Here is a 12,801-nt window from a genome sequence, read left to right on the forward strand (position 1 = left end):
GCAATGAGTAATACAAAGATGGCGACAAGATAAAGGTCCATAATAAAAATATCCGGCAAGTGTGATTTAATTGTTTTTTAATTAATGTGAAAGGTGTACGGATTTATTATCACCTACAGTTGAATATAGGTCGTTTAAGTTCTGTACCAATCACTTTCTCGTTTGTTACACGGTGTATTTTTTCATAAAAAGGAAGAAAAAACAGTGATTATGCAACATCAAGATAACGGTCAAAAAGGTGAATTTTTTCAGTTAAATGCTGAGGGTGTACGCCTTGCAGAAATGAGTTACTTATGGCGTGATGAACACACTATTGTGGCAAATCACACGTGGGTAGATGATTCCTTACGTGGGCAAGGGGTTGCTCGTGTACTATTGGATCATTTGGTGGAATTCGCTCGTGAGAAACACTTAATAATTATTCCAACCTGTTCTTATGTAGAGGTGATGTTTCGCCGAGACAAGACATTAGCCGATGTTCAAGCCTAAAAAAGCCCGCGATGCGGGCGTTTTATCAGTATGAAAATTTAAAAACTGCTTTGTGCTCAATTGAGCTTGAGTTTCAACACCGTTGATGGTGTTTTGACGATATGTGGCCACAATTGTAACAAAATCGAGCAGATCAATATTCCTAAAACCAAGCTTAAACACATGATATTTAATAAAGCAAAATCATTCAGCACGAAATAAATACTGCCAATGGTCATCATCATTAGTAAATAAATAAGATAGTGAGGAATCACGGTGCGCAGTGTTATTCCTAAAATAAATGAGCAAATAACGACATTAAAAAAATCTGAAACGCCAAAATTATTCAGTATGATCAAGGCAGCAAAATATACACAAGTGATCGATAAAAAAATGAGTAAATTTTTAAGCATGGTCGGCCTCTTTATTCATCTTCAAATGGAAATAATTTCATTGTTTTAATATGTATAAGTTTAAAAAAATGAAGGTGATATCGGTATACGTGATCTTGGTTTTGTGTTGTAAGTTAAAAAGCACATTTGATTAAAAAATATACAAATATTTACTCATCCTGTAGAACTTTCTACGTTAAAATCGTGCAAATACTTTAAGAATAAACACAATGATACAACTCTGTTATGCCAGTACACGTGTAGAACAACAATTTGATTTAATACAAGATTTAAGTGATATTTTGGTGAGAGCCCGCAGCTTCAATACCGAACAGCGTATTTTTGGCGTGCTGTACTATGCCGAAGGCCGGTTCTTCCAATGCTTGCAAGGTGAGCAAGCGGCTCTCGAACAGCTTTTTCAGCATATTGCGAAAGATACTCGCCATCGGGATATTGTGCGTTATCCTGATCAAACTATTGATCAAATCGATTTTTCAAAATGGTCGATGAAATATGTCAACCGACATAGTGAAATTGCTAGTTTGTTTCAGCGCTTTGGACATTCAAGCTTTCAACCCGACGTGCTCAATCTAGAACAAATTCAGGCGTTTTTAACGACATTGTTAAGATTAGAGAATGTTGAACAGCCGGTTAAGCTGGATTTAGGCTATAAAAACCGAGGCTATCAGCATTATTTTTAAGCTGAGTGTGAATAAAAAAAAAAGCCCGCGCAGCGGGCTTTTTTTATTTTATCTAGTGGGTTTAGGCTTTTAATGCACTGATCAACTTCTGATGTAAACCACCAAAACCGCCATTCGACATAATCACCACAGCATCGCCCTCGCCTGCCTCGCTTACGATGGTTTGGATGATGTCATCCAGTGAACGAGCCACCACAGCTTTATTCGCAGCAGCTTCAATCACAGGTTGTAAATCCCAATCCAAACCTTCAGGTTGATACCAAATCACTTCATCTGCTAAGCGTGCAGAATGTGCAAGCCCATCTTTATGGCTACCCATGCGCATGGTATTAGAACGTGGCTCGATTACCGCCCAAAGCTTACGTTCACCCAAGCGCTTACGTGCACCTTCCAGTGTGGTATCAATTGCAGTTGGGTGATGTGCAAAGTCGTCATAAACTTCAACGCCACGTACGGTACCCAAAAGCTCCATACGACGTTTTACACCACCAAAGTTCGAAAGCGCCTCACACGCCGTTTCAATCGAAACACCGACATGTTCAGCCGCAGCAATGGTTGCCAAAGCATTGGCTACACTGTGTTGCCCAGTCATATTCCATTTGACTTCGCCTTTCACAACACCATGCTGTAGCACTTTGAAATGTGAACCGTCAGCAGACAATTGTTCTGCATACAGCTCAGATTTGTCATTGGCATCTAAAGATGTACGCACTACAGGTGTCCAGCAGCCCATTTCCAAGACTTCATCAATATTTGTCTCTGTGATGGGTGCAATGATACGGCCTTCACTTGGAATAGTACGAACCAGATGATGGAATTGCTTTTGAATCGCCGCCAAGTCATCGAAGATATCAGCATGGTCAAATTCAAGGTTATTTAAAATTGCTGTTTTAGGATGGTAATGCACAAACTTAGAACGTTTGTCGAAGAATGCCGAATCATATTCATCGGCTTCTACACAGAAATATTCACCACCGCCTAAACGTGCGCTTTCACTAAAGCCTAAAGGTACTCCGCCAATCAAGAAACCTGGGTTTAAACCCGCTTGATCGAGCACCCATGCCAACATGGTTGTGGTTGTGGTTTTACCATGCGTGCCTGCAACGCCTAAGACATGTTTGCCTTGTAGGACGTGGTCTGCAAGGAACTGTGGGCCAGAAATATAAGGTAGGCCTTCGTTCAGCATGTATTCCACTGCATCAATGCCACGTTTCATGGCATTGCCGACAATCACGAGATCTGGGTGTGGTTGAAGGTGGCTACGGTCATAGCCTTGCATTAAGGTAATGCCTGCATTTTCCAATTGGGTAGACATTGGTGGGTAAACGTTTTGGTCTGAACCCGTCACCTTATGTCCTAAATCACGCGCCAAGAGCGCCAATGAACCCATAAAGGTGCCACAAATACCCAAGATATGCAGATGCATTCGTTCTAACTCCACTGCTTTTATCGACACATCACTTTGTTATTGTGGTGTTGTCATTATAGATTTGGTTGAAAAGGTTAATTTCATTTGAGAGCAACCATAGCAAGGGTCTTAGCGAAAAGATAGATTTTTTTGTATGAGATCGTGCAAAAAGATTGAGCACGTAACTGATCAAATGTACGCAATTTTCTTGAGGATAAAAACACGGAAAATAGGCGCGAAATCGTGATGAAAAACGTACAATATGCGCAAATTTTTGCGATCTTGATTGCTTATGTCACTTGCCCTGTTTTTATTGATTATTTCCAACTGTTTTATGACTTTGGCCTGGTATGGGCATTTGAAGTTTTTACATGATGCACCGCTTTGGCAAGCGATTTTATTTGGATGGGCGATCGCGTTACTCGAATACAGTTTTATGATTCCAGCAACGCGACTGTTGGCCAAACATGGGTGGTCATTGGGCCAAATGAAAATCACACAAGAAGTCGTGACGCTCTTGGTCTTTGTTCCATTTATGATTTTCCTTTTTAAACAACCCTTTAAGTTGGACTATTTGTTGGCAGGTTTATGCCTTTTTGGATGTGTCTATTTTGTATTTCGCAGTGCTTAATTGATTCAATACCGCATGGGGCTGATCATTTAAGTGAGGCGTGTTTGCAGGCATTTTTGAGGACTTTACTAAACTCACGGTCTCGTGGAGTGGGATCTTCATAGTCAAAGGCATAATCACTCTCACTGGTCAGTACAGTCATTTGACCGTCTGCTTCAAAGTTCATGAGAGCAAAACCATAGCTTTGGTCATCGCAATACACACGATATTCTGAAATTGAATACATTTTATCGCGGCCATCATCTGCTTTGTAATAGCCTGTCATCTTGAGCGGCTCACGTTCATTAATGATCGATTTTCCGGGGACTAAAAATTTTTCGTGGATGTAGCCATTACTCTTGATTTGGCCGTTATAGCCTTTTTGTTTCTGCAAGAGTCTAAAGTCTTTTTCAAATTGGCTCGTATTGAGTTGAACGAGTTGGGCAAAACTCGGAGAGCTTAGGGCTAAAGTGAGCAGGATAAAGATCTGTTTTATGTTTAAGGTGTCTTATAAACTGATGTTACGCAGTAACATCAGGAGCGTAATTTGATTCAAATAAAAGAACAATACGCGGTAAGGTCATCCGCAAGTGTTTGAGACAGGACTACTTCTAATCAAAAATGTTTTGCGATATTTTTGAATAATTAGACGCTAGTGAACGAGTTTTGCGGATGACAATGGTTTTGGGTACTTTTGCTGAAACAAAAGTACCTCCAGCCGAAGGCTAATCCCTTTATTCAATCCCTAAGATGTAAGACTCCGTCGAATAGGCTTAAAAATCATTTTAAAAATGCAAAATTACTTTTATGTGCGTAACATCAGTTATAAATATTGATTTAATAAAAGTTTTTATAAAATTGAAAAAAATAAAAATATTTTCATCAAAATATTATGGAGTTTTCTCTTTAAAGACAACCGTTAAATTTTATTGAGATGAATTTTCAGTCTATAATATGGGGCTCTTATTAAAGCTTGGCTCTAGTCGAGATTTACTCTCTCTTACTTTAATCTCTGGAAACATTGCAATGAATGCGGCCGCTTCACAAGACACTCCTCTCGTTGGAATTATTATGGGTTCTCAATCGGATTGGGCAACTCTAGAAAACACTGCCAATATGCTGAAACAGCTTGGCGTCCCATTTGAAGCGGAAGTTGTATCTGCACACCGAACTCCAGATCGATTATTCGAATATGCTGAAACCGCACGTGATCGTGGTATTCAAGTGATTATTGCCGGTGCTGGCGGTGCAGCGCATTTACCAGGTATGTGTGCAGCCAAGACTGACCTACCTGTACTTGGTGTACCGGTAAAATCATCAATTTTAAACGGCGTGGATTCATTGCTGTCTATCGTGCAAATGCCAGCAGGTATTGCAGTTGGTACTTTGGCGATTGGCCCAGCGGGTGCGACCAATGCAGCGATCATGGCGGCACAAATTTTAGGTTTAACGCGTCCTGAAATCGCAAAAAATGTTGCAGATTTCCGTGCTGCGCAAACCGATAAAGTGGCGAGTAAAAATATTCCGGGTCAAGCTTAATTAAGGGGCATTTCTCATGGATAAAACCATTGGTATTTTTGGTGGTGGCCAGCTTGGTCGCATGATGGCGCAAGCGGCATTGCCTTTAAACATTCAATGCACCTTCTTTGAAGCGAGTACTGAGTGCCCTTCTGCAGCACTGGGTCCAGTGATTTCGACTCAAGCTGAAAATGGTTTGCAAGATTTCATTCAGAGCGCAGATGTTTTCAGCTTAGAGTTTGAAAATACTCCGTTAGCAGATGTTGATGTGTTGACCAAGAATAAAGCATTGCACCCACCGCGCCAAGCTTTAGCGATTGCACAGCATCGTTTGTCTGAAAAAGCCTTGTTTGATGAGTTGGCTATTCCAGTTGCACCCTATAAGGCTGTGACGTCTTTAGAGAGTTTGGAAGCCGCTGTTGCTGAGCTGGGTTTACCCATCGTACTGAAAACATCGCGTGGCGGTTATGATGGTAAAGGCCAATTCGTGCTACGTAGCGCTGAGCAAATGGATCAAGCATGGGCTGAACTGGGCCCTGCTGGTGAATTGATTGCGGAAAGCTTTGTAACCTTCTCACGTGAAGTCTCAATTATTGCGGTGCGTGGTCAAGACGGTGATGTGAAAACATGGCCATTGGCGGAAAACCACCACCACAACGGCATTTTGTCGCATTCGATTGTGCCTGCGCCAAACAGCGCAGACTTACAACCAGTTGCGCAAGACTACATTACTCGCCTGCTCAATCATTTGAATTATGTCGGTGTTTTGACGCTAGAGCTGTTTGTGACAGATAAAGGCTTATATGCCAATGAGATGGCGCCACGTGTGCATAACTCTGGGCATTGGTCGATTGAAGGCGCAGTGTGTTCACAGTTTGAAAACCACATTCGTGCTGTAGCAGGTCTACCTTTGGGTTCGACTGAAGTTGTTCGTCCAACGGTCATGGTAAACATCATTGGTCAACATCCGAAATCTGAAGATGTATTGGCACTGAATGGCGCGCATTTGCATCTGTATAACAAAACAGAGCGTGAAGGTCGCAAAATTGGTCACATCACTTTAATGCCGAACGATACCGCTGAATTAACAGCTTTATGTCGTGCTTTGGCGAAAATTTTGCCGAATCCATTGGCACTTAGCGAAGATATGACCATTTAAACCTGAGTTTGAATGATAAAAAAGCGGTCATGCACATGGCCGCTTTTTTTATTGCTGTAGTTCGGGCATCATTGCGCCTCTTTGCAAAATCACACCGTTTATCGGTGAAACGATAAGAAACTATTGATCATAAAGTGTTCGTTCGTTTATAAATATTCTGCGCTAATCTTCGTATGGTTTTTTCTGTATCAATAGCCTGTGATGTATGTGAATCAAAATCAAAAATAACTAATGCGTTTTGAATTCGAACTGTGTTTTTAAATTTAAACTATGAATTTGAATTCAAAAAATCCTATACCAAAAACAATGAATTCAAAGTTTATGAATTTAAATTTGAAAAAATGAATTCATTGCGCTGTGTTTAAATTTAAAAATTTGAATTTAAAAGTTGCTTAGCCTTATTGGATCTATAGAGAGAGTCTTTTAAAAATTATAATATTTTGATTATTAATAATAAAAATGAATTTTCACGCCATTTTGAATTTGTGGATAACTTTTTATGCACGTAATTTATTTTTAAATTTAAAAGTTTTGAATTTAAATTTAAACCACGGTTTGAGCTGGAATGAATTTAAAACTGGGCTGTGGATAACTGTTTTTGAATTCAAATTTTAAAAATGAATTTAAATAAGTAGAAAATATGAATTTAAATTTACGTTTTGAACCTTTAACTTTTGTTTTGAGCTGCTATTGTTAAAACAACAATTTAAATTCAAAAAAGATCTAGGGTATGAAGCATCACTTAGGATTTGTTTTCGGGACTGCTTTTTTGGCAATAACTCAGGCAAATGCCGAGTTGATTATTAATGGGCAGTCTGTCAATTCGTCGAGCATGCCTGCAACAAGCAGCATTTCATCACAAAATAACTTTCAAGGTTGTTTAGCCAATTTGCGCTCGCAAGCAATGAATGCTGGTGTGAGTGCATCAACTTATGATCGCTATACGCAAAATTTAACACCTGATTATTCTGTGATTGAAAAGCTCAACTATCAACCCGAATTTTCCACACCGATCTGGGATTATTTATCTGGTTTAGTTGATGAAGAGCGGGTGCAACTCGGTCAGCAAAAATTAGCGCAGCACCGAGAAGTCTTAAACCGTGTGGCAGCAGCCTATGGTGTGCCTGCGGAAACTGTGGTCGCGGTTTGGGGCGTGGAAAGTAATTTTGGTGATATTGCAGGAACTTATCCTTTATTACAGTCTTTAGGTACCTTGAGTTGTGAGGGTCGACGTCAAAGTTATTTTCGTGGTGAGTTTTTTGCAGCCATGCGGATTTTGCAGCGTGGTGATTTAAATGAATCACAATTGAAAGGTTCATGGGCAGGTGCATTTGGTCATACCCAATTTATGCCGAGTACTTATGAAGAACTGGCCGTGGATTTTGATGGTGATGGCCGCCGTGATTTGGTGTCGAGCACCACGGATGCTTTGGCATCTACAGCCAACTTCCTGAAAAAGCGTGGTTGGCAAACTGGTCAGCCGTGGGGCTTTGAAGTAAAAATTCCCGAAGGTATGTCGATCAGTGGTGAAAGTCGCCGTAATAAAAAGTCATTAGATAGCTGGATGAATCGTGGTTTGCAGCGTGCCGATGGCACGCCGTTAATTCAAGGCAACCTTTCTGGATCGAGCCAAGCAGGTTTAATGGCACCGGCTGGGGCAAGTGGGCCTGTGTTCTTGGTGTTTAAAAATTTCGATGCAATCTATAGCTACAATGCGGCAGAGAGTTATGCATTAGCGATTGCGCATTTATCCGATCGCTTGCAAGGCAAGGGCGGCTTTAGAACGACATGGCCAACCGATGATCCTGGCACTTCACGTGCGGAACGACGTGAGATTCAACAATTTTTACTTAACCGTGGCTATGACATTGGTAAAGTGGATGGATTAATTGGAGATAAAACCCGTCAAGCCATTCGACAAGAGCAAAATCGACTGGGTTTAAGTCCAACAGGACGTGCAGGGCAACAGATTTTACGCGCATTTCGCAATGAAAATGCGAAAAATATGATGCGTTAATTCATCAATAATAAAAAGGTCTGCAATTGCAGACCTTTTTTATATGTTTTTGACTCTTAAACCGCAGTGATTGTACCTAAGATACGATAGCCAGCAGCACCCGTCACACTTGGTAAATTTGCACTGAGTTGATTGACAAAGCGCATCGCCAACCAAGCGAATGCAGTGGCTTCCACCCATGTCGGGCTTAAGCCTAAATCTGCGGTACTTTGCACCGTCCATTCATGTTTACGTAGACGCCAGCGCAATTGCTCTAAAAGGTGAGAATTGTATGCACCACCACCACAGACATAGACTTCACCGGTATCCATGTCAGAACGGTAAATGGCTTTTTTAATGGCACGTGTGGTGAGTTTCATTAAGGTTGCTTGAATGTTTTCTGGCGTATCTTCGAGTTCGTCATATTCGAGATCTCCACGCCAATCGAGAATCTGTTCATCTAACCATTCAAGATTGAAGTCTTCACGGCCTGTGCTTTTAGGTGGTTCTTTAGAGAAAAACTCATGCGCTTGTAAGCGGTCGAGCAGGCTGCGAATGGGTTGCCCATAAGCCGCCCAGTTGCCATTTTCATCATACGGCTGACCAGTATACCGTTCGCACCATGCATCCATTAAAATGTTGGCAGGGCCTGTATCAAAGCCATAGACATCTTCAGGTTTGCCTGCAGGTAACATACTGACATTGGCGATGCCGCCCAAGTTTAAAATCACACGGTGAATGGTGTCATGTTGGAAAAGCGCTTGATGGAACGCAGGAACTAAAGGTGCGCCTTGACCACCCGCAGCCATATCGCGGCGGCGAAAGTCTGAAATCACAGGGATTTTAGTGAGTTCGGTAATAATATTGGGGTCGCCAATTTGCAGGGTAAAACCATGTTCAGGACGGTGGCGGATGGTTTGTCCATGTGAGCCAATCGCCTTGATTTGGCTACGATCTAGCTGATTTTTCTCGATCAATTCATTAATGCCATGACCGATCATTTGAGCTAAAGCAACATCTGCCTTACCCATACGATCAATTTCGTTGTCATCAGGCAAGGTGAGGGCCATCAGTTCATCACGAAGGTCTGGGTCAAAGGGAAGTGTGAGCGTCGCATGAATCTCTAAAGGATCAAAAGAAGCAGCAACAATATCGACACCATCCATGCTTGTGCCGGTCATTACCCCAATGTAGATCGCTGTCATGATGATTCTTAAGCCTGCAATGTGCTGAAAAAGTGTTAGTATATCGCACAAATTGTATAACTGATCTATTTGGATTTTGTGATGTCAAATTTCCTGCCGGCTGAAGAACAACTTGCCCTCATCCAACGAGGCACACATGAGATTATTTCTGAAGAAGATCTTCTTAAGAAATTAAAGCAGAATCGCCCATTAAAAATTAAAGCGGGTTTTGACCCGACTGCACCTGATTTACATTTAGGTCATACGGTTCTGATTAATAAATTAAAAGTTTTCCAAGATTTAGGTCATGAAGTTTACTTCCTGATTGGTGACTATACAGCCATGATCGGTGACCCAACGGGTAAGAGCGCTACGCGTCCACCGTTGTCACGTGAAAAAGTTTTAGAAAATGCTAAAACTTATCAAGAACAAGTATTTAAGATTCTTGACCCTGCGAAAACTAAAGTTGTGTTCAACTCAGAGTGGTTTGGTCAAAAAACTGCTGCTGACTTGATTCAGTTGGCTTCACAGCAAACTGTGGCACGTATGTTGGAACGTGATGACTTCACTAAACGTTATAACAGCCATCAACCGATTGCGATTCACGAATTTTTATATCCATTGGTACAAGGTTATGACTCAGTTGCACTAGAAGCGGATGTAGAGTTAGGTGGTACAGACCAAACCTTTAACTTGCTGATGGGTCGTACATTACAAAGCCGTTATGACCAAGAATCTCAAGTGTGCATTACTGTGCCAATTCTTGAAGGTTTAGACGGCGTAAATAAAATGTCTAAATCTTTGGGTAACTATATTGCTGTATTTGATGCACCGGGTGCGATGTACCAAAAAGTGCTTTCAATGCCAGATGATTTGATCGAACGTTACTTTGACTTGTTGAGCTTTAAATCGATTGAAGAAATTCAACAGTTACTTAAAGAAGTGGCTGAAGGTCGTAATCCACAAGAAGTGAAGAAAATTCTTGCACTTGAATTGGTTGAGCGTTTCCATGGCGCAGAAGCTGCGGCAAATGCGCACAAAGGTGCAGGCAACTTGATTACTGAAGGTGAACTTCCAGAAGGTACACCAGAAGTGACTATTTCTCGTGGCGCATTTGGTGGTGAAATATTCATTACGTCTATTTTGCGTGAAGCTGGTTTGACTAAAAATGCAGCTCAAGCAAAAGATGCAATTGGTCGTGGTGCAGTGAAAGTGGATTGGGAAGTGGTTGATGCAGGTTATGCTGTGTCAGAAAACAAAACTTTGATTATCCAAGCGAGCAAAAAAGCGATCGCAAAAGTAACTTTTACCGACTAATAAATTCTTGAATTTTTAGTTAAGTTATTGAATTAAAAGCAGGCTTCGGCCTGCTTTTTTTTACCAATTAATATATTAATAATATAAATAAGAAAATTCAAAAAAAACCTTATAAAAACAACACTTAAATTTTGCCAAATGTGTTGCATTTCTTGAATTTTATGTATAAGATTTATTCATCTAGAGAGATATATACCATCTAGAGGGTACATAACGATAACTCCACTTTTTATAAGTCTCTTCCCCAAGGGACTCTTTTTTTAGTGAGTTAACAAATAACTATAATAACTACACGATGGATCGACTAAAGATTCAATTCTAAGGGAAAGATTTTGGGAGAGATCTTTCCCTTTTTTATTTGTAAAATTGAGCTATTCCTTTCAAAAATCACATTCATTTCTGTATTAAAGACTTTAATCGCGCCAGAAAAAAAGCCCGATTCAATCGAGCTTTAAAATGTCTTTACTCAGATAGATGTTCATGGAGCTTGGTTTTAGGGCTTAGAGCCAAATTGAATGAAGCTTAATTTAGGTAAAATCCGCTTGACTAAAGTCCCCACTAAAAGTGCGGTAATAATGGTGCCTTCACGTACTCCGATGACTTGATGTAAGACCAGCCAACTACTGATAACTGCAATACTGACCAAGAGAATGTCGCCATAGGTCTTACAGTTGCCAAAATCAAGGCGATAACGAACAGCAATGGCTTGATAGAGGCCTTCTGCGGCCAAGAAGACTAGACTGGCTTTGACCACTAAGCTCACACCTAAAGCAGTAATCAGGCAACTTGCCAAGCAAGCCAGGAGTTGAAGTGGGTAACTTTCTATGCTCCAGCCTTGGGTCAGCCACATTAAACCGTCAATAAATGCACCAAACAAAATTCCCACGGGTAATTGCAACCACTGTATCCACTGAAAGCGTGATTTTAAGATTAGCATTTGCAGCAGGATCATGACGATATGCATTAATACTGTTAATGTGCCGACGGTGAGAGGAAAGATATAGCTAAAGCTATAGGGCACCGAGGAAATAGGGGATGTCCCTAAATTTGAATGTATAGAGAGTACGACACCAAAAGCCAAAAATCCTAATCCGCCTAATAGTAAGAATAAGCGTGGAAAAAACTGTGTTGGCATCCTGCACCTAAAAAATAAAAAGAGTGTACGTAAAACGCAGCCTGCGCTCTATGCGTCTAAAGCCCAAAAATAGTGGCTTTTTATGACTGTGATCGTTAATAGTGATTATTCAAATAAAATAGGCTGTATTTTTATCAGCAAAAATGACTAAGCATGTAATTAAAATGATTTTTGCAAAAACAGGCCTTATGGAACAATGGTCAAAAATCAAAAAAGAGCAACAACATGGCGTATTACAATACCGATAATCATGATGAACAGATTGATCGAATCTTGAGATATTTATTTGATCACCAAACCACACAGTATAAGCGAGCATTATTTTGTGAGGCGCAGCAACAATTACATGATTTGGATATCGCAGCACAGTACCAACTATTTGCATTGGTACGAGAACAACTCCCTCGACGTGCCAAGCTGCTATTTTCTGCCGAGGATTTCCGTGGAAAGCAACAAGTCATCTTGGAAGTCATGCAACATTTAGCATTTGAACGTTAAAAAATGCTTGGAAATATAAAAATGCACGCAAAAAAATGTCTATAAAGCTTGAATAGGTGTGATGACAGAAAAAAATGATGTGCTTTGAGGAAGAAAAGTAGACTAATGATCAATAAATAATCAAAGCTACTTTTATTAGATTTAAAAGCGCTGAAAAAGATTTGCTAGATATAAGAAATTTACTTAATTAAATATCGACTATTTGCTAAAAATTTATAAAAAATGCTTAAAAAATAGGTAAAAGTGCAATTTTTTTAGCAAAAACGCTTATAAAAAATACATACGTGAAAAATATAGTGAATTGGGGGTTGCAATGATTCTGAAATGCTCTAGAATGCACCCCATACCGACGAGATAGACGGAAACGAACGAAACGCGAAGCGTTGAGTTGTTAAGTTTATCGAAGTCCAGCTTC

Annotated in this window: 13 protein-coding genes; 9 read left to right on the forward strand and 4 right to left on the reverse strand. The window is 40.4% G+C overall.

Annotation, left to right across the window (positions count from 1 at the left end):
• Positions 1–162 precede the first annotated feature (162 nt).
• Together FTV37_RS14085 and FTV37_RS14090 are read left to right on the forward strand one after the other, a co-directional pair.
• Positions 163–489, forward strand: a complete 327-nt coding sequence (locus FTV37_RS14085; RefSeq protein WP_257224348.1) for a GNAT family N-acetyltransferase — start codon at positions 163–165, stop codon at positions 487–489.
• A gap of 601 nt (positions 490–1,090) precedes the next feature.
• On the forward strand, positions 1,091–1,561 hold the full coding sequence (locus tag FTV37_RS14090; protein ID WP_180064149.1) for a BLUF domain-containing protein: 471 nt from the start codon (positions 1,091–1,093) through the stop codon (positions 1,559–1,561).
• A gap of 61 nt (positions 1,562–1,622) precedes the next feature.
• Here the strand turns inward: FTV37_RS14090 and mpl are convergent, their stop codons facing one another.
• A complete protein-coding gene (gene mpl, locus FTV37_RS14095) occupies positions 1,623–2,987 on the reverse strand; it encodes a UDP-N-acetylmuramate:L-alanyl-gamma-D-glutamyl-meso-diaminopimelate ligase (RefSeq protein ID WP_180064150.1) in 1,365 nt (454 codons plus the stop codon).
• A 225-nt stretch (positions 2,988–3,212) separates the two neighbouring features.
• On the opposite strand from mpl, the gene FTV37_RS17935 reads away from it, so the two are divergent.
• Both FTV37_RS17935 and FTV37_RS14100 read left to right on the forward strand, forming a co-directional pair.
• On the forward strand, positions 3,213–3,344 hold the full coding sequence (locus FTV37_RS17935; protein ID WP_257224351.1) for a hypothetical protein: 132 nt from the start codon (positions 3,213–3,215) through the stop codon (positions 3,342–3,344).
• Entirely contained in the window at positions 3,304–3,600 is a 297-nt protein-coding gene (locus FTV37_RS14100) for a DMT family protein (protein ID WP_257224350.1), read from the forward strand. The genes FTV37_RS17935 and FTV37_RS14100 overlap by 41 nt, the downstream gene beginning before the upstream one ends.
• 25 nt (positions 3,601–3,625) lie before the next feature.
• Here FTV37_RS14100 and FTV37_RS14105 read toward each other — a convergent pair whose 3' ends face one another.
• Positions 3,626–3,973, reverse strand: a complete 348-nt coding sequence (locus FTV37_RS14105; protein ID WP_257224349.1) for a hypothetical protein — start codon at positions 3,971–3,973, stop codon at positions 3,626–3,628.
• A gap of 632 nt (positions 3,974–4,605) precedes the next feature.
• Here FTV37_RS14105 and purE point away from each other — a divergent pair.
• The 3 genes from purE (at position 4,606) to FTV37_RS14120 (ending at position 8,273) form a co-directional block, all read left to right on the forward strand.
• Positions 4,606–5,118, forward strand: coding sequence for a 5-(carboxyamino)imidazole ribonucleotide mutase (gene purE, locus FTV37_RS14110; RefSeq protein ID WP_078189531.1), 513 nt, complete (start codon positions 4,606–4,608; stop codon positions 5,116–5,118).
• Between the two features lie 16 nt (positions 5,119–5,134).
• Positions 5,135–6,256, forward strand: a complete 1,122-nt coding sequence (locus FTV37_RS14115) for a 5-(carboxyamino)imidazole ribonucleotide synthase (RefSeq protein WP_180064151.1) — start codon at positions 5,135–5,137, stop codon at positions 6,254–6,256.
• Positions 6,257–6,986: 730 nt separating this feature from the next.
• Entirely contained in the window at positions 6,987–8,273 is a 1,287-nt protein-coding gene (locus FTV37_RS14120) for a lytic murein transglycosylase (RefSeq protein WP_180064152.1), read from the forward strand.
• Positions 8,274–8,329: 56 nt separating this feature from the next.
• On the opposite strand, the gene FTV37_RS14125 is transcribed toward FTV37_RS14120, so the two are convergent.
• Positions 8,330–9,457, reverse strand: a complete 1,128-nt coding sequence (locus FTV37_RS14125) for an anhydro-N-acetylmuramic acid kinase (RefSeq protein ID WP_078189534.1) — start codon at positions 9,455–9,457, stop codon at positions 8,330–8,332.
• Positions 9,458–9,520: 63 nt separating this feature from the next.
• On the opposite strand from FTV37_RS14125, the gene tyrS reads away from it, so the two are divergent.
• Positions 9,521–10,753 carry a tyrosine--tRNA ligase gene (gene tyrS / locus FTV37_RS14130; protein WP_171262600.1) on the forward strand — a complete coding sequence of 411 codons (1,233 nt, stop codon included), beginning with the start codon at positions 9,521–9,523 and terminating at the stop codon, positions 10,751–10,753.
• A 493-nt stretch (positions 10,754–11,246) separates the two neighbouring features.
• Here the strand turns inward: tyrS and FTV37_RS14135 are convergent, their stop codons facing one another.
• A complete protein-coding gene (locus tag FTV37_RS14135; protein ID WP_180064153.1) occupies positions 11,247–11,888 on the reverse strand; it encodes a YitT family protein in 642 nt (213 codons plus the stop codon).
• A 225-nt stretch (positions 11,889–12,113) separates the two neighbouring features.
• Here FTV37_RS14135 and FTV37_RS14140 point away from each other — a divergent pair, with 225 nt between their 5' ends.
• Positions 12,114–12,386, forward strand: coding sequence for a hypothetical protein (locus FTV37_RS14140; RefSeq protein ID WP_111886092.1), 273 nt, complete (start codon positions 12,114–12,116; stop codon positions 12,384–12,386).
• The last annotated feature ends 415 nt before the right edge of the window (positions 12,387–12,801 follow it).

The organism is Acinetobacter sp. YH16042, assembly GCF_013417245.1.
Lineage (GTDB): Bacteria > Pseudomonadota > Gammaproteobacteria > Pseudomonadales > Moraxellaceae > Acinetobacter > Acinetobacter amyesii.

Excerpts from the sequence above, each read along its gene's own strand:
- FTV37_RS14090 (WP_180064149.1), top strand. The coding sequence starts at position 1,091 with ATGATACAACTCTGTTATGCCAGTACACGTGTAGAACAACAATTTGAT.
- mpl (WP_180064150.1), bottom strand. The coding sequence starts at position 2,987 with ATGCATCTGCATATCTTGGGTATTTGTGGCACCTTTATGGGTTCATTG.
- FTV37_RS14100 (WP_257224350.1), top strand. The coding sequence starts at position 3,304 with ATGACTTTGGCCTGGTATGGGCATTTGAAGTTTTTACATGATGCACCG.
- purE (WP_078189531.1), top strand. The coding sequence starts at position 4,606 with ATGAATGCGGCCGCTTCACAAGACACTCCTCTCGTTGGAATTATTATG.
- FTV37_RS14115 (WP_180064151.1), top strand. The coding sequence starts at position 5,135 with ATGGATAAAACCATTGGTATTTTTGGTGGTGGCCAGCTTGGTCGCATG.
- FTV37_RS14120 (WP_180064152.1), top strand. The coding sequence starts at position 6,987 with ATGAAGCATCACTTAGGATTTGTTTTCGGGACTGCTTTTTTGGCAATA.
- FTV37_RS14125 (WP_078189534.1), bottom strand. The coding sequence starts at position 9,457 with ATGACAGCGATCTACATTGGGGTAATGACCGGCACAAGCATGGATGGT.
- FTV37_RS14135 (WP_180064153.1), bottom strand. The coding sequence starts at position 11,888 with ATGCCAACACAGTTTTTTCCACGCTTATTCTTACTATTAGGCGGATTA.
- FTV37_RS14140 (WP_111886092.1), top strand. The coding sequence starts at position 12,114 with ATGGCGTATTACAATACCGATAATCATGATGAACAGATTGATCGAATC.